The organism is Streptomyces sp. NPDC090127 (assembly GCF_044746945.1).
GTDB lineage: Bacteria > Actinomycetota > Actinomycetes > Streptomycetales > Streptomycetaceae > Streptomyces.
In genome coordinates this window covers 425,308-441,334 of sequence record NZ_JBIVDE010000004.1, presented here as the reverse complement: position 1 = coordinate 441,334, position 16,027 = coordinate 425,308, and the positions used below count along the sequence as shown (strand labels likewise).

Genomic DNA, 16,027 nt, shown 5'->3' with positions numbered 1-16,027 from the left:
CGCACCCGTGCGCGAGCCCCGCACCCGTGCGCGAGGCCCCGCGACCGCGTCCCGGTCTCAGATCTCCCCGAGCGTGGCCTCCGCCTTCGCCTCGGTCCCGCCCCGCTCGTAGCCCACGCTCACCCGGTCGCCCGGCTTCATCGAGGCCAGCGCCTCCTGCAGCGTGGTGATCGTCGTGACGGCCGCGTCCCCGATCCGGACGATCACGTCGCCCGGCCTGATGCCCGCCTTGCCGGCCGCCCCGTTCGCCGGTGCCTCGACCACCGCGACCCCGGCCGGCTCGTAGGCGTCGTCGAGGACCGTCCGGCCGGTGATGTTCAGCGCCGCCCGCCCGGAGTCCGTCACCTTGCCGTCCTTGATGATCTGGTCGGCGACCGTCCGCACCATCGACGCCGGGATGGCGAAACCGATCCCCGGCGCCGCGCCCCCGCCGATCTCCGGGTCGGTGGCCGCCAGCGTCGGGATGCCGATGACCTGGCCGTCCAGGTTGACCAGCGCGCCCCCGCTGTTGCCCGGGTTGATCGCGGCCGACGTCTGCACCATGTTCCCGATGGTCGCTCCCGTACCGCCGCCGGTACGGCCCTCGCTGACCGTGCGGCCGGTCGCCGAGACGATGCCCTGGGTGACGCTGCCGGACAGGCCGAGCGGTGAGCCCATCGCCAGCACGATGTGGCCCATGTCGACGGTGGCCGAGTCGCCGAACGTCGCCGGCTTCAGCCCCTCGGGAACGGAGTCCAGCCTGACGACCGCGAGGTCCTGCTCGGGGTAGGTGGCGACCAGCTTCGCCGCCATCGGCTCCTTGCCCGTCGCGGCCGTGACCCGGAAGGTCTTCTCCTCGCCGACCACGTGCGCGTTGGTGACGATGTGGCCGTCGCCGTCGTAGACGACGCCCGAACCGAGGCTGGCGCCGGCGTCGATCTGGACGACCGACGGCAGGACGTCCTTGATCACGGACCGGTAGTCGTCCTGGAGGTCGTTCGGGGAGACCGGCGCCGCCGCCTGCGTCGAGGACTCCGGCCGCTGCGCGTCGCCGGAGGAGCAGCCGCCGGCGAGGGCCACCGCGCAGGCGCCGGCGGTCAGCGGGAGGAGAAGGCGTCGGGCACGGGAGAGATCCATGTCCGGAGTATCACGTTCGCCCGATCCGTGCGGCTCGGTGAAGGGGTCCGATCAGGGGGCGGACCCGGCCCGGGCTCTCAGCCCCGCACCCCGCACAGGTGCAGCAGCGCCGCCACCCTGCGGTACGGCTCCGTCCGCCCGGCCCGGTCCTCGGCGGCGAGCAGACGCTCCAGTTCCTCGGCGGCCGGCAGCCCCACCTCGCCCGGCACGCCGTCGGTGAAGACCCGCACGCCGTACCAGGCGTGCAGCGGCGCCGCGATCCCCGCCAGCGTCGACGTCAGCGCGTCGAGCCGGTCCGCCCGCACCTTCACCCCGTTGCCGTCGGTGTACGTGTCCGAGTCGAAGCCGGCCAGCGCGTCCGACCAGTCCCCCGCCAGCCCCGGCCGCATGGCCAGCGCGTCGGCGTTGCGTACGACCAGGGAGAGCAGACCGCCGGGCGCCAGCATCCGGGCGAGCCCGGCGAGCAGCGCGTCCGGCTGGTCCGCGTACATCAGCACGCCGTGGCAGAGCACGACGTCGAAGCTGCCCGGCAGGAAGTGCACGCCCGTCTCGCGGCCGTCCCCCTGCACCAGCCGGACCCGCTCACGGATCCCGGCCGGTTCGGTGGCCAGCGCCTCACGGGCCGCCTGGAGCAGGTCCGGATCGGACTCCAGACCGGTCACCGTGTGACCGGCCCTGGCCAGCCGCAGGGCCTGGGTGCCCTGCCCCATGCCCGCGTCCAGGATCCGCAGCCGCTGCCCCACCGGGTAGCGGCCGGCTATCTGCTCGTCGAGCTGGCGCGCCACGAGCTCCTGGCGGACGGTCTCGCGCAGGCCGCCGTACCCGCTCGGCCACGGGGAGGAGGCGGCGGCCAACGGGCCACCAGGTGTACCGGACTCGGAGCCGTCCGCGCTCAGGGCCGCTCTCCGCGCTTGACCTGCGGCTTCGGCAGCCGCAGTCGGCGCATCTGGAGCGTACGCATCAGGCCGTAGGCCACGGCTCCGCGCGTCGGCTCGTTCGGGAAGCGCTCGGCGAGCTGCTTCTTCAGACGGAGCCAGATGCCGATCGAGTCGATGACGATCATCACGATCACACCGAGCCAGAGCAGCAGGGAGACGTTCTGCAACACCGGGACGCGGACCATCGACAGCACGAGGATCACCACGGCCATCGGCAGGAAGAACTCCGCGATGGCGAAGCGCGAGTCGACGAAGTCGCGCACGAAGCGGCGGACCGGGCCCTTGTCGCGGGCCGGCAGATAGCGCTCGTCACCGCTCGCCAGCGCCTCGCGCTGCCGGGCCAGGTCGGAGCGGCGCGCCTCGCGCTGGCGCTTGGAGGCCTCCTTGCGGTCGGTCGGCACCGTCGCGGCGCGACGGCGCTGGGTCTGCGCGTCACTCCGCTTCGGGGTCGGGCGGCCCTTGGGGGCCTCGGGGTCGCGGGGCTGCTTGGAGAGGTCCGCCGTCACCTTGTCGGTGGGGGCCTTCTCTTCCTTGGAACGGCTACGGAACACAAACCCAGAGTACGTGGTGGGGGGTGTGGACCCCAGTGCGGGCGGGAACGATCTGGTATCGGACCGCGTCTGTGGAGGTACGCACGGACGACACGCACGGCTACCCCGAGGTCCATCTCCACCCAGGGCCGGAGAGAGCCCGCCCGTACTCGTCCTTGGGGAGGAGCACATCCGGCCCCGAACAGTGCGGTAATGGATACAGGGACCGTACTGTGGATCCTGTTGGAGAGCTTGAGCCGAGTCCGTCAGAAGGGGGCGCGCGAAGCCCATGAGCGGTGTCATGAAGCGTATGGGGATGATCTTCCGCGCGAAGGCAAACAAGGCCCTTGACCGGGCCGAGGATCCGCGCGAGACCCTTGATTACTCCTACCAGAAGCAGCTGGAGCTCCTGCAGAAGGTCCGGCGGGGCGTCGCCGACGTGGCGACCTCGCGCAAGCGGCTCGAACTGCAGCTGAACCAGCTCCAGGGCCAGTCGTCGAAGCTGGAGGACCAGGGCCGCAAGGCGCTGGCGCTCGGCCGCGAGGACCTGGCCCGCGAGGCGCTCTCCCGCCGCGCGGCCCTCCAGCAGCAGGTGAGCGACCTCGAGGTGCAGCACCAGACGCTGCAGGGCGAGGAGGAGAAGCTGACGCTGGCGGCCCAGCGGCTGCAGGCCAAGGTCGACGCCTTCCGTACGAAGAAGGAGACCATCAAGGCGACCTACACGGCCGCCCAGGCGCAGACCCGGATCGCCGAGTCGTTCTCCGGCATCTCCGAGGAGATGAGCGACGTCGGCGTCGCCATCCAGCGCGCCGAGGACAAGACGGCCCAGCTCCAGGCGCGGGCCGGCGCGATCGACGAGCTGCTCGCCTCCGGCGCGCTCGACGACCAGTCGGGCCTGGCCAAGGACGACATCCAGGCGGAGCTCGACCGGCTGTCCGGCGGCACGGACGTCGAGCTGGAGCTCCAGCGGATGAAGGCGGAGCTGGCCGGCGGCACCTCGGCCTCGAAGCAGGCCATCGAAGGCGGCAACGGCACGGCCGCCCCGCAGGACCAGCAGCAGTCCCAGCCCCGCTTCGACAAGCAGTAACGAGCCCGAAGGACGCGTCATGATCGTACGGATCATGGGGGAGGGCCAGTGGATGCTGGCCGACAGCCACCTCGTCGAGCTGAACACGCTCGACGACGAGCTGCTCAGGGAGATGGAGTCGGGGGACGAGGAGGGCTTCCGCCGGACCCTGTCCGGTCTCCTCGACGCGGTCCGCCGGATCGGTGAGCCCCTCCCCGACGACGCCCTGGAACCCTCCGAGCTGATCCTGCCGGCGCCGGACGCGACCCTCGACGAGGTCCGCGAGATGCTCTCCGACGACGGGCTGATCCCCGGCTGAGCCGCACTCTCCCACGCACCGGTGCCCCACCCCCCGCGCAGCACGAGGGGTGGGGCACCGGTGCATGGGCACCCCGTACCGTTGCCTGTCGTGACCACCCTCGACAGCGGCTTCCCACGGCTCCGGCAGTGGCTGCGGGCGCACCCCCTCGCCCTCGACGGGGCGCTCGCGTTCGGCGTGCTCGTCTGCATGATCACCGCCTCCTTCGCCGACCCCCACGGCAGCCCGAACGGGCCGACCTTCGGCGACCGCACCCCCGACGCCAGCAGCGTCGGCCTCATGGTGCTCGGCGCCGCCGCCCTCGTCCCGCGGCGGCGCGACCCGCTCGCCGTCCTGGCCTTCACCGGCGCCGTCACCCTCGTCGAGCTGATCGTCGACGACCGGCCCGCGCCCGTCGTGATGAGCGCCGTGATCGCCGTCTACACGGTCGCCGCCCGCACCGACCGGCCCACGACCTGGCGGGTCGGCCTCATCACCATGGCCGTGCTGACCGGCGCCTCGATGCTCTTCGGGCCCACCCCCTGGTACGCGCAGGAGAACCTGGGCGTCTTCGCCTGGACCGGCATGGCCGCGGCCGCCGGCGACGCCGTGCGCAGCCGCCGCGCCTTCGTCGACGCCATACGGGAGCGGGCCGAGCGCGCCGAGCGGACCCGGGAGGAGGAGGCCCGCCGCCGGGTCGCCGAGGAGCGGCTGCGGATCGCCCGCGATCTGCACGACGTCGTCGCCCACCACATCGCGCTCGTCAACGTCCAGGCCGGGGTCGCCGCCCACGTCATGGACAAGCGGCCCGACCAGGCCAAGGAGGCCCTCGGGCACGTCCGGGCCGCCAGCCGCTCCGCCCTCGACGAACTGCGCGCCACGGTCGGCCTGCTCCGCCAGTCCGACGACCCCGAGGCCCCCACCGAACCGGCGCCCGGCCTCGCCGTCCTCGACCCGCTGCTGGCCACCTTCCGCAACGCGGGCCTTCCCGTGGAGCTGGCCTGCGACGCCGACGGCACCCCCCTGCCGGCGGCCGTCGACCTCGCCGCGTACCGGATCATCCAGGAGGCGCTGACCAACGTGCGCAAGCACGCGGGGCCCGGCGCCAAGGCCGAGGTGAGCGTCGTCCGGGTCGGCCGCACCGTCGAGATCACCGTCCTCGACGACGGCGTCCCGCAGCCGACGCCGTCCGCCGACACCGGCGGACACGGGCTGCTCGGCATGCGCGAGCGCGTCACCGCCCTCGGCGGCACGCTGACCGCGGCACCCCGCTACGGCGGCGGTTTCCGGGTACAGGCGATACTGCCCGCAACGGCCCGTACGGGGGAGGACACATGACCATCCGGGTGCTGCTCGCCGACGACCAGGCACTGCTCCGCAGCGCCTTCAAGGTGCTCGTGAACTCCGAGCCGGACATGGAGGTGGTCGCCGAGGCCGCGGACGGGGCGGAGGCGGTCGCGCTCGCCCGCTCCACTCTGGCCGACGTCGTCCTGATGGACATCCGGATGCCCGGCACGGACGGCCTGGCCGCCACCCGGCTGATCACCGCGGACCCGGCGCTGTCCGGCGTACGGATCGTCATGCTGACCACCTTCGAGGTGGACGAGTACGTCGTGCAGTCGCTGCGCGCCGGGGCCTCCGGCTTCCTCGGCAAGGGCGCCGAACCCGACGAGCTCCTCAACGCCATCCGGATCGCCGCCGCCGGCGACGCCCTGCTGTCGCCCGTCGCGACCAAGGGGCTGATCGCCCGGTTCCTCGCGCAGGGCGGCAGCGCGGACCCGGAGGACGGCCAGGACGCCGCGACCTACTCCCAGCGGCTCGCCGCCCTCACCACCCGGGAGCGCGAGGTCCTCGTCCTCGTCGCCGGCGGGCACTCCAACGACGAGATCGCCGAACGCCTGGAGGTCAGCCCCCTCACGGTGAAGACGCACGTCAACCGGACCATGGCGAAACTCGGCGCCCGCGACCGCGCCCAGCTGGTGGTCACGGCCTACGAGTCGGGGCTGGTACGTCCAAGGGTGGAGTGAGGGAGTACCTCGGCGTACTCCAGACGCGGTATGCGCGGCATAAGGATTTGGGCCCGGGGGGCGAGGATCCCGCCCTTCCCATGGCTGATGGTGTAGGCGGGCACCCCTCACCGCCCGCCTGCCGAGCACGCCACAGAAGAGAGACCCCATGTCCTGGCTGTCCAGATTCAGCCTCGCGCAACGGGCCCTGATCGGGCTGATGTCCATCGTCGCCATCGTCTTCGGGGCGATAGCCATCCCGCAGCTGAAGCAGCAACTGCTGCCCTCGATCGAGCTCCCGATGGTCTCGGTGCTCGCTCCCTACCAGGGCGCGTCGCCCGACGTGGTCGAGAAGCAGGTCGTCGAGCCGCTCGAGAGCACCATCAAGGCCGTCGACGGCGTCCAGGGCATCACCTCCACCGCCTCCGAGGGCAACGCCGTCATCATGGCCACCTTCGACTTCGGGGACGAGGACACCAAGCAGCTCGTCGCCGACGTCCAGCAGGCCGTGAACCGGGCGCGCGTCGCGCTGCCCGACGGGGTCGACCCGCAGGTCGTCGCCGGTTCCACCGACGACATCCCGACCGTCGTCCTCGCCGTCACCTCCGACAAGGACCAGCAGGCGCTCGCCGACCAGCTGGAGCGCACGGTCGTCCCCGCCCTGGAGGACATCGACGGCGTCGGCCAGGTCTCCGTCGACGGCGTCCAGGACCTCCAGGTCTCGGTCACCCCCGACGCCGCCAGGCTCGCCGCGGCCGGCCTCGACGCCGGCAAGCTGGTCGAGGCGATCCGCTCCGGCGGCGGCACGGTCCCGGCCGGCTCGTTCTCCGAGGACGGCAAGAGCCGTACGGTCCAGGTCGGCGGCGGCTTCACCTCGCTCCAGCAGCTCCAGGAGTTGCGCGTCAAGCCCGCGAAGGGCAAGGCGGTGCGCCTCGCCGACGTGGCCGAGGTGAAGCAGGAGGAGGCCGCCCGGGCCTCCATCACCCGTACCAACGGCAAGCCCAGCCTCGCCGTGATGGCCACCATGGACAACGACGGCAGCGCCGTCGCCATCTCCGACGCGGTCAAGGAGAAGCTGCCCGACCTCCGCGAGGACCTCGGCGCGGGCGCCGAGCTGACCGTCGTCTCCGACCAGGGTCCGGCCGTCTCCAAGTCGATCTCCGGTCTGACCACGGAGGGCGCGCTCGGCCTCGTCATGGCCGTCCTGGTGATCCTGGTCTTCCTCGCCTCGATCCGCTCCACGCTGGTCACCGCGGTCTCCATCCCGCTCTCGGTCGTCCTGGCCCTGATCGTGCTGTGGACCCGTGACCTCTCGCTCAACATGCTGACCCTGGGCGCCCTCACCATCGCCATCGGCCGGGTCGTGGACGACTCGATCGTGGTCCTGGAGAACATCAAGCGGCACCTCGGCTACGGCGAGGAGCGCGAGGCCGCGATCATCACCGCGGTCCGCGAGGTCGCCGGCGCCGTGACCTCCTCCACGCTCACCACGGTCGCGGTCTTCCTGCCGATCGGTCTGGTCGGCGGCATGGTCGGCGAGCTGTTCGGCTCGTTCAGCCTCACGGTCACCGCGGCCCTGCTGGCCTCGCTCCTCGTCTCCCTGACGGTGGTCCCGGTCCTCTCGTACTGGTTCCTGCGCGCCCCCAAGGGGACGTCCGGGGACCCGGAGGAGGCCCGGCGCCGCGCGGAGGAGAAGGAGAGCAGGAGCCGTCTCCAGCGCCTGTACGTCCCGGTCCTGCGGTTCGCGACCCGGCGCCGTCTCACCAGCGTGGCGATCGCGGTCGTCGTGCTGCTCGGCACCTTCGGCATGGCCCCGCTCCTGAAGACCAACTTCTTCGACCAGGGCGAGCAGGAGGTCCTGAGCATCAAGCAGGAACTGGCTCCGGGCACCAGCCTCGCGGCGGCCGACGCGGCCGCGCGGAAGGTCGAGCAGGTCATCGCCTCCACCGACGGGGTGAAGGACTACCAGGTCACCGTCGGCTCCTCGGGCTTCATGGCCGCCTTCGGCGGGGGCACGGGCGCCAACCAGGCCTCGTACCAGCTGACCCTGGAGGACTCGGCGTCGTACGAGAAGACCCGGGACGCGCTCGACGCGGCGCTCGGCACGCTCGACGGCATCGGCGACACGACGATCGCGGCCGGCGACGGCTTCGGCAGCCAGGACCTGAGCGTGGTCGTCAAGGCGTCCGACGCGGACACCCTGAAGAAGGCCTCCGAGGCGGTGAAGGCCGAGGTCGCCACGCTCGACGACGTCACCGACGTCCAGAGCGACCTGTCCCAGTCCGTGCCGCGGATCTCCGTCAAGGCGAACGCGAAGGCGGCGGAGCTCGGCTTCGACGACACCACGCTCGGCATGGCCGTCGCCCAGGCGGTCCGGGGCACCCCGGCGGGCAAGGCGATCCTGAACGACACCGAGCGGGACATCGTCCTGACCTCGGCGAAGCCGGCCACCACGATGGCGAGCCTGAAGGCGCTGCCGTTCGGACCGGTCAAGCTCGCCGACATCGCCGAGGTCGAGCTCGTCCCCGGCCCGGTCGCCATGACCCGGATCGACGGGGCGCGCGCGGCGACGATCACGGCCAAGCCGACCGGTGACAACACCGGTGCGGTGAGTGTCGAGCTCCAGACGAAGATCGACGCGCTCGACCTGCCGGAGGGCGCGACGGCCTCCATCGGCGGTCTCTCCGAGGACCAGTCCGACGCGCAGACCAACCTGGCGCTGGCGATGCTCGCGGCGATCGCGATCGTCTTCATGCTCCTGGTCGCGACCTTCAGGTCGCTCGTCCAGCCGCTGATCCTGCTGGTGTCGATCCCGTTCGCGGCGACCGGCGCGATCGGTCTGCTCCTGATCACCGGTACGGCGATGGGCGTGCCGGCGATGATCGGCATGCTGATGCTGATCGGCATCGTCGTCACCAACGCGATCGTGCTGATCGACTTGATCAACCAGTACCGTGCGCAGGGCCTCGGCGTCGTCGAGGCGGTCGTCGAGGGCGGCCGTCACCGACTCCGCCCGATCCTGATGACGGCCCTGGCGACGATCTTCGCGCTGCTGCCGATGGCGCTCGGTGTCACCGGCGAGGGAGGCTTCATCGCCCAGCCGCTGGCCGTGGTGGTGATCGGCGGTCTGATCACGTCGACGCTGCTGACGCTGCTGCTGGTGCCGACGCTCTACGCGATGGTGGAGCTCCGCAAGGAGCGCCGCGCGAAGAAGAAGGCGGCGAAGAAGGCGAAGAAGCGGGACGGCTCGCTGGACAACCCGGAGCAGCCGGACACGTCCCCCGCGGACGCGACGTTCCTGGACGCGCTGGACGTCTGACGCGTCCGGCCACGACGACCGGAGGCCCGGTCCGGCACCGAGGGGTGCAGGACCGGGCCTCCGGCGTCCCGCGCCGCAGGACCGGGCCTCCGGCGTCCCGCGCCGCCCAGGAACGCCGAAGGGCGCCCCGCGCGAGTGCGGGGCGCCCTCCGGGCCGTTCGGGCCGGCTCGGTGCCTACGGCAGCGCCAGCATGCGCTCCAGGGCCAGCTTGGCGAAGCTCTCGGTCTCCGTGTCGACCTGGATCCGGTTGACCAGCTTGCCCTCCGCCAGCGACTCCAGCGCCCACACCAGGTGCGGCAGGTCGATCCGGTTCATCGTCGAGCAGAAGCAGACCGTCTTGTCGAGGAAGACGACCTCCTTGTCCGGGTGCGCGTTGGCCACGCGGCGGACCAGGTTCAGCTCCGTGCCGATCGCCCACTTCGAGCCGGCCGGGGCCGCCTCCAGGGTCTTGATGATGTACTCCGTCGAGCCGACGTAGTCCGCCGCCGCCACGACCTCGTGCTTGCACTCCGGGTGGACCAGCACGTTCACGCCCGGGATCCGCGCGCGCACGTCCTCGACGGAGTCCAGCGAGAACCGGCCGTGCACCGAGCAGTGCCCGCGCCACAGGATCATCTTGGCGTTCCGCAGCTCCTCGACGGTCAGACCGCCGTTCGGCTTGTGCGGGTTGTACAGGACGCAGTCGTCCAGGGACATGCCCATCTCGCGCACGGCCGTGTTCCGGCCCAGGTGCTGGTCGGGCAGGAAGAGGACCTTCTCGCCCTGCTCGAAGGCCCAGTCCAGGGCGCGCTTGGCGTTGGACGAGGTGCAGATCGTGCCCCCGTGCTTGCCGGTGAAGGCCTTGATGTCGGCCGAGGAGTTCATGTACGAGACGGGGACGACCTGCTCGGCTATGCCGGCCTCGGTCAGCACGTCCCAGCACTCGGCGACCTGCTCGGCGGTGGCCATGTCGGCCATCGAGCAGCCGGCCGCGAGGTCCGGCAGCACGACCTTCTGGTCGTCCGTGGTGAGGATGTCGGCCGACTCGGCCATGAAGTGCACGCCGCAGAAGACGATGTACTCGGCCTCCGGGCGTGCCGCCGCGTCACGGGCGAGCTTGAAGGAGTCGCCGGTGACATCGGCGAACTGGATGACCTCGTCGCGCTGGTAGTGGTGGCCGAGGACGAAGACCTTGTCCCCGAGCTTCTCCTTGGCGGCGCGGGCGCGCTCCACCAGGTCGGGGTCGGAGGGCGACGGAAGGTCGCCGGGACACTCCACGCCGCGCTCGCTCTTCGGGTCGGCCTCGCGCCCGAGCAGCAGCAGGGCGAGCGGCGTCGGCTGGACGTCCAGGGGCTGGGCGGTGGTCACGTCACGCACCCTTTCTACTATCTGCGGCAGCGCTTCTCGTCTAAATGACGCTATCTATCATAACCGCTTCACGTCAGTTTGACGATGGCCATAGTGTCGATGTGACGAATTCGGGGTCCACGGATCGGTGCTTGCCCCTTCCCCCTCCATGAGCGTCGTTGCTTCGCGGGCGGGTGTGCGAGCATGAAAGGGATAAAGACGTAGAGCCGAGCCTCGCCCGGAATGAATCCGGGGCCCCGCCGGTTGCAACCGTCGGCAAGCAGTCTCCGTACAACCCGGGAGAGAAGCAGATGTCCGTATCGGACGAGAAGACCACTGTCAGCGACGGCATCCTCCTGTCTGACGCCGCCGCGGGTAAGGTCAGGGCCCTGCTCGACCAGGAAGGCCGCGACGACCTCGCGCTGCGCGTCGCCGTACAGCCCGGCGGCTGCTCCGGCCTGCGCTACCAGCTCTTCTTCGACGAGCGCTCGCTCGACGGCGACGTCGTCAAGGACTTCGACGGCGTCAAGGTCGTCACCGACCGCATGAGCGCCCCGTACCTGGGCGGCGCCTCCATCGACTTCGTCGACACCATCGAGAAGCAGGGCTTCACGATCGACAACCCGAACGCCACGGGCTCCTGCGCCTGCGGCGACTCGTTCAGCTAGGCCTCAGCCGTACGTACGAAGGCGGCCGCCCGGATTCCGGGCGGTCGCCTTCGTACGTCTCGGACCCGGGGCCGGTCACTTCCTCGGTACGGGCTCCCCGCTCGCCGCGTCCACGACCGCCCGGCCGCCGAGCGGCTGCTCCAGAACCACCGTGCGGGTCACCTCCACGGCGATGGCGATGCACGCCCGGTCCGGGGCGGTCGGCTTCTCCGTCACCCGCACGCTCACCTGGCCGGCGCTCTCCGTGGCCGTCGCCGTGTACGTGCTGCACACCCCGCCCCAGAAGGTCACCGACAGCTTGGCGCCGGCGCCGTCCACCCGGTACGACTCGATCTGCCGCGCGGGCGCGGTGCCCTCACCCGGATCCGGCGTCGGGGTCGGCGTGGGCGTGGGCTTCGCCGGGGGCACCAGGTGCTCCGGCGCCACAGCCGTCCGGACGACCGTGTGCGGCTTCGCCCCGGCCTCCGCCTCCACCTGGAACAGCCACGAGGGGACGAGCGCCCGCGCACCGTCCACGTACTGCGCCGCGAGCCCGAAGACCGCGCCCGTGACGGCCTGCTCGCGCGGCGGCTCCTGCGGCTCGCAGGTCACCGTCGGGGCGACGGTCGCCGGCGTGTCCCTGCCCGGCGTGCCCGCCGCGGGCGGGACCTCGGCCGGGGCGTCCGCCGCGGGCGGCACGTCGGCCGGCGTGTCCGCCTTCGGGCCGTCGGCCTCCGGGGTGTCCGCCTTCGGGTCGTCCGCCGCCGGCGGGGCCCCGGCCGGCGGGTCCGTCGCACAGTCGCCGATGCCGATCGAGCCCGGAACGGCCGACCTGTTCAGCTCCTCCAGGGCCTTCCCGGCGCTGATCACCGGATAGTCGGCGCCCTTCGCCGGCTCCTTCAGCTGCCCGCTGCCCGCGACCAGCTCGCCGCCGGGACCTACATGGATCCCGGTCGACCAGCCGTACGTCGGCAGGCCGCCCACGACCGGGTCGGCGTTGACCACCCGTACCGACCCCATCAGCTGGCTCGTGTCCACCTTCGCGTCGTCCTGGCCCGCCGCCTTCAGGACCGGAGCGGCCGCCGCCCGCGCCGCGGCCTCGCTCACCGGACCGCCCCGCGGCGGCTTCGCCTCGCCCGGGGGCGGGCAGGCCTTGCCCTTCAGGCAGGTGTCGCCGACCGGACCACCGTCGTACCGCGTGAACGTCCAGCTGCCCGGGGCCTCGGCGGAGACGTCCAGCCGCAGCCCCGAGCCGTCCTTCTCCGGCGCGATCTTCCAGACCTCGCCCTCCAGCCTCGGCGTGCCCGCGATGCCCAGGGCCTTCGCCAGCCGGGTCACCTCCGCCGAGGTGACCCGGCCCTCAGGCCGGTGGACTGCGGCCGAGGAGGGCCCTTGGGGGAGGGGGCCCTTGGCCTTGTAGACGGCTCCGCCGCCGTTCGGGTCGGGCTCGCCCGGTGCGATCCCGGGCCCGCCGTCACCGCTTGCGCCCTTGCCCTCGCCGCTGCCCGTGGTGTCCAGGGCCAGCGGCGGGGGAGCGGCGGCGGTGCTGTCCGAGGAGCCGGCCAGGTAGACCCCGCCGCCCCCGGCCAGCAGCACGCCCGCCGCGACCGAGGCCACGAGCAGCGGCCGGTGCCGCATCCGCCGGTTCTCCGTACCGCTCACCGCATCGCTCCTTCGTCCCGGCCCGGGGAACAGCTCCCCGGAAGACATCAGTGGGACGGAACGGGCGAGCGGGTGGTTCCGTCCCTCAGACGCCGTATTCCGAGGTGGCGTCGATCAGCCGTGCCGATGCGGGCGGCACGACGACGCCGTGGATGCGCGCGGGGGAGACCGGAGTGGGCGCGTCGGCCGCCGGTACCACCCAGTGCGGGGCCATCCGCGCGCCGGCGCCGCGCAGCTGGGCCAGGCCGAACTCGGACTCCTGAGGCTCCCGAGGAGCGGGTTGCGTGGACATACGCGCACCGTACGCACGCCATGGCCCCGGGGAAAAGGCCTACTCTGGGGTAGTTTCCACTGATCGGCAGGGCTCCTCCCAGCCGGTAGCGTGAACTGTCGCCCTCCCGGCGCCCATCACCCTTGTACGAGCGCTTCGCGCGCACCCATCCATCCCGTCCCGCAGGAGCGCCCAGCCGTGCGTATCGCAGTCACCGGCTCCATCGCCACCGACCACCTCATGACCTTCCCCGGCCGGTTCGCAGACCAGCTCGTAGCGGACCAGTTGCACACGGTCTCCCTCTCCTTCCTCGTCGACAACCTCGACATCCGGCGGGGAGGCGTCGGCCCGAACATCTGCTTCGGCATGGGCCAGCTCGGCGGCAACCCGATCCTCGTGGGTGCGGCCGGTTACGACTTCGACGAGTACCGCGCCTGGCTGGACCGGCACGGCGTCGACACCGGCTCCGTGCGGATCTCCGAGGTCCTGCACACCGCCCGCTTCGTCTGCACCACGGACAAGGACCACAACCAGATCGGCTCCTTCTACACGGGCGCGATGAGCGAGGCCCGGCAGATCGAGCTGAAGGCCGTCGCCGACCGCGTGGGCGGCCTCGACCTCGTCCTGATCGGCGCCGACGACCCCGAGGCGATGCTGCGCCACACGGAGGAGTGCAAGACGCGGTCCATCCCGTTCGCGGCGGACTTCTCCCAGCAGATCGCGCGGATGGCGGGCGACGAGATCCGCACGCTCCTGGACGGCGCCACGTACCTCTTCTCCAACGAGTACGAGAAGGGCCTGATCGAGTCCAAGACCGGCTGGACCGACGAGGAGATCCTCGGCCGGGTCGGCCACCGCGTCACCACCCTCGGCTCGCGCGGTGTCCGCATCGAGCGGGCGGGCGAGGAGAGCATCGAGGTCGGCTGCGCGGAGGAGGAGGCCAAGGTCGACCCGACCGGCGTCGGCGACGCCTTCCGCGCCGGCTTCCTGACCGGCCTGTCGTGGGGCGTCAGCCTGGAGCGCGCGGCCCAGGTCGGCTGCATGCTCGCCACGCTGGTGATCGAGACCCTGGGCACCCAGGAGTACACGCTGCGCCGCGCCAACTTCATGGAGCGCTTCACCAAGGCGTACGGCGACGAGGCCGCCGCCGAGGTCCAGGCGCACCTGGCCTGACGCGCCGGGGCCCCGCCGCCCGCCCGCCGGGCGCGGGGCCCCCGGGTTGCGTCTCGCGGGTCCGGGCGGTGCGCCGGTGCGCCCCGTCGATCCGGGCGTGGAGCCACGGATCCGGGCGGGGCGCCCGCTACGCCACCCGGCGCACCACGTACGCCACCCCGCCCCCCGGGGACAGTTCCTCGCCCACGTACTCCTGGCCGCGCATCTCGCACCAGGCCGGGATGTCCAGGCGGGCCGCCTCGTCGTCGGCGAGCACCGTGACCGTGCCGCCGACGGGCACGTCCCCGATCACCTTCGCCAGCTCGATCACCGGGATCGGGCAGCGCCGCCCCAGCGCGTCCACCACCAGCGAGCCGGACGGGCCCGGCTCCGCGGCCACCGTCTCCGGCGCGCCGAGCCGCTGCCGTACCGCCGCGACCACCCCCGGCAGCACGGCCAGGAAGCGGTCGACGTCCTCCTCCGCGGTGCCCGCCGGCAGCGAGACCCGGACGTTGCCCTCGCTCAGCACGCCCATGGCCCGCAGCACATGGCTGGGCGTCAGGGTCGAACTCGTACACGACGAACCGGACGAAACGGAGAAACCCTCCCGGTCCAGCTCGTGCAGCAAGGTCTCTCCGTCGACATAGAGACAGGAGAAGGTGACGAGATGGGGGAGTCGGCGCACCGGATCGCCCACCACCTCCACGTCCGGCACCAGCTGCGGCACCCGCGCCCTGATCCGGTCCACCAGCGCCCGCAGCCGCGCCCCCTCGGCCTCCGCCTCCGCCCGCACCGCCCGCAGGGAGGCGGCCGCGGCCACGATCGCCGGCAGGTTCTCGAACCCGGCCGCCCGCCCCGACTCCCGCTCGTCCGCCGGACCTTGAGGGGCGAAACGGACACCCTTGCGGACCGCGAGCAGCCCCACGCCCGACGGCCCTCCCCACTTGTGCGCGCTCGCCGCGAGCAACGACCAGGCCCCCTCGACGGGCCCCCAGCCCAGCGACTGTGCCGCGTCCACCAGGAGCGGCACCCCCGCCGCCCGGCAGGCCTCGGCGACCTCCGCCACCGGCTGCGCGGTCCCCACCTCGTGGTTGGCGGACTGCAGGCAGGCCAGCGCCGTCCCCGGCTCCGACGCCGCCGCCCCGAAGGCCGAGGCCACCACCGCCCCGGATCGGCCCACCGGCACCACCGCCAGCGAACCGCCGGCCGCCGCGTGCGCCTCGCCGGCGTGCAGAACGGCGGAGTGCTCGACCGCCGAGGCCACCAACCGGGTCCCGACACGCCGACGCCCCGCGAGCGCGCCGGAAATTCCGGAATGCACCGCGCGCGTCCCCGAAGGAGTGAACGCCAGCTCGTCGGCGCGGCAGCCCACGGCCTCCGCGGCGGCCTCCCGGGCCGCGTCGAGCAGCATCCTGGCCCGCCGCCCCTCGCGGTAGAGCCGGGCCGGGTCGGCCCAGCCCTCGTCCAGGGAGGCAAGCAGCGCCTGGCGGGCGACGGGGTGGAGCGGGGCGGAGGAGGCGGCGTCGAAGTAGGGCACCGGACCACGCTAGCCCCCGCTCCGTAATCCCCCGTCAGATGCCCCGCTCACACGGCCGATCGCCGCACGTCCGGGGGGTCGCGACCGCCCGGCGGAACCCCGGGCTCCACCCCTTCGGGGAGTCGGACGGCGCGTTGGGCACCCTCCCCGCGCGACCC

General features: G+C 72.5%; 14 protein-coding genes. 7 read left to right on the top strand and 7 right to left on the bottom strand.

The genetic code is table 11. The features are described from left to right. Positions 1-57 precede the first annotated feature (57 nt). From ACIPPS_RS17585 to ACIPPS_RS17575, 3 genes are all read right to left on the bottom strand, one after another. Entirely contained in the window at positions 58-1,116 is a 1,059-nt protein-coding gene (locus ACIPPS_RS17585; protein ID WP_401432414.1) for a S1C family serine protease, read from the bottom strand. A gap of 77 nt (positions 1,117-1,193) precedes the next feature. Further along, a complete protein-coding gene (locus ACIPPS_RS17580; protein ID WP_401433118.1) occupies positions 1,194-1,928 on the bottom strand; it encodes a class I SAM-dependent methyltransferase in 735 nt (244 codons plus the stop codon). An 80-nt stretch (positions 1,929-2,008) separates the two neighbouring features. Further along, positions 2,009-2,605, bottom strand: coding sequence for a DUF3043 domain-containing protein (locus ACIPPS_RS17575; RefSeq protein WP_401432412.1), 597 nt, complete (start codon positions 2,603-2,605; stop codon positions 2,009-2,011). A 268-nt stretch (positions 2,606-2,873) separates the two neighbouring features. On the opposite strand from ACIPPS_RS17575, the gene ACIPPS_RS17570 reads away from it, so the two are divergent. The 5 genes from ACIPPS_RS17570 to ACIPPS_RS17550 all read left to right on the top strand — a co-directional run bounded on the left by ACIPPS_RS17570 (position 2,874) and on the right by ACIPPS_RS17550 (position 9,273). After that, positions 2,874-3,671 carry a PspA/IM30 family protein gene (locus tag ACIPPS_RS17570; protein ID WP_401432410.1) on the top strand — a complete coding sequence of 266 codons (798 nt, stop codon included), beginning with the start codon at positions 2,874-2,876 and terminating at the stop codon, positions 3,669-3,671. Positions 3,672-3,690: 19 nt separating this feature from the next. Beyond that, a complete protein-coding gene (locus ACIPPS_RS17565; protein ID WP_401432407.1) occupies positions 3,691-3,969 on the top strand; it encodes a hypothetical protein in 279 nt (92 codons plus the stop codon). Between the two features lie 90 nt (positions 3,970-4,059). Continuing rightward, positions 4,060-5,286, top strand: a complete 1,227-nt coding sequence (locus ACIPPS_RS17560) for a sensor histidine kinase (protein ID WP_401432404.1) — start codon at positions 4,060-4,062, stop codon at positions 5,284-5,286. Continuing rightward, positions 5,283-5,975 (top strand): response regulator, encoded by a 693-nt coding sequence (locus ACIPPS_RS17555; protein ID WP_401432402.1) that lies wholly within the window; start codon positions 5,283-5,285, stop codon positions 5,973-5,975. The genes ACIPPS_RS17560 and ACIPPS_RS17555 overlap by 4 nt, the downstream gene beginning before the upstream one ends. Before the next feature lie 148 nt (positions 5,976-6,123). After that, positions 6,124-9,273 carry an efflux RND transporter permease subunit gene (locus ACIPPS_RS17550; protein ID WP_401432399.1) on the top strand — a complete coding sequence of 1,050 codons (3,150 nt, stop codon included), beginning with the start codon at positions 6,124-6,126 and terminating at the stop codon, positions 9,271-9,273. A gap of 175 nt (positions 9,274-9,448) precedes the next feature. Here ACIPPS_RS17550 and nadA read toward each other — a convergent pair whose 3' ends face one another. Beyond that, entirely contained in the window at positions 9,449-10,630 is a 1,182-nt protein-coding gene (nadA, locus tag ACIPPS_RS17545; RefSeq protein WP_401432397.1) for a quinolinate synthase NadA, read from the bottom strand. Between the two features lie 281 nt (positions 10,631-10,911). On the opposite strand from nadA, the gene ACIPPS_RS17540 reads away from it, so the two are divergent. Beyond that, complete coding sequence (locus ACIPPS_RS17540; protein WP_362477333.1) at positions 10,912-11,268, top strand: iron-sulfur cluster assembly accessory protein; 357 nt, start codon at positions 10,912-10,914, stop codon at positions 11,266-11,268. Between the two features lie 75 nt (positions 11,269-11,343). Here the strand turns inward: ACIPPS_RS17540 and ACIPPS_RS17535 are convergent, their stop codons facing one another. After that, positions 11,344-12,909 (bottom strand): hypothetical protein, encoded by a 1,566-nt coding sequence (locus ACIPPS_RS17535; protein WP_401432394.1) that lies wholly within the window; start codon positions 12,907-12,909, stop codon positions 11,344-11,346. An 85-nt stretch (positions 12,910-12,994) separates the two neighbouring features. Then, entirely contained in the window at positions 12,995-13,201 is a 207-nt protein-coding gene (locus ACIPPS_RS17530) for a hypothetical protein (protein WP_401432391.1), read from the bottom strand. Positions 13,202-13,378: 177 nt separating this feature from the next. Here ACIPPS_RS17530 and ACIPPS_RS17525 point away from each other — a divergent pair, with 177 nt between their 5' ends. Further along, on the top strand, positions 13,379-14,353 hold the full coding sequence (locus ACIPPS_RS17525; RefSeq protein WP_401432389.1) for a carbohydrate kinase family protein: 975 nt from the start codon (positions 13,379-13,381) through the stop codon (positions 14,351-14,353). A gap of 127 nt (positions 14,354-14,480) precedes the next feature. Here ACIPPS_RS17525 and ACIPPS_RS17520 read toward each other — a convergent pair whose 3' ends face one another. After that, complete coding sequence (locus tag ACIPPS_RS17520) at positions 14,481-15,869, bottom strand: cysteine desulfurase/sulfurtransferase TusA family protein (RefSeq protein WP_401432386.1); 1,389 nt, start codon at positions 15,867-15,869, stop codon at positions 14,481-14,483. Between the last annotated feature and the right edge of the window lie 158 nt (positions 15,870-16,027).

What these genes read in the sequence shown, in the direction of transcription:
- ACIPPS_RS17565 (WP_401432407.1), top strand. Translation starts at nt 3,691, where the DNA reads ATGATCGTACGGATCATGGGGGAGGGCCAGTGGATGCTGGCCGACAGC.
- ACIPPS_RS17550 (WP_401432399.1), top strand. Translation starts at nt 6,124, where the DNA reads ATGTCCTGGCTGTCCAGATTCAGCCTCGCGCAACGGGCCCTGATCGGG.
- ACIPPS_RS17585 (WP_401432414.1), bottom strand. Translation starts at nt 1,116, where the DNA reads ATGGATCTCTCCCGTGCCCGACGCCTTCTCCTCCCGCTGACCGCCGGC.
- ACIPPS_RS17555 (WP_401432402.1), top strand. Translation starts at nt 5,283, where the DNA reads ATGACCATCCGGGTGCTGCTCGCCGACGACCAGGCACTGCTCCGCAGC.
- ACIPPS_RS17540 (WP_362477333.1), top strand. Translation starts at nt 10,912, where the DNA reads ATGTCCGTATCGGACGAGAAGACCACTGTCAGCGACGGCATCCTCCTG.
- ACIPPS_RS17530 (WP_401432391.1), bottom strand. Translation starts at nt 13,201, where the DNA reads ATGTCCACGCAACCCGCTCCTCGGGAGCCTCAGGAGTCCGAGTTCGGC.
- ACIPPS_RS17570 (WP_401432410.1), top strand. Translation starts at nt 2,874, where the DNA reads ATGAGCGGTGTCATGAAGCGTATGGGGATGATCTTCCGCGCGAAGGCA.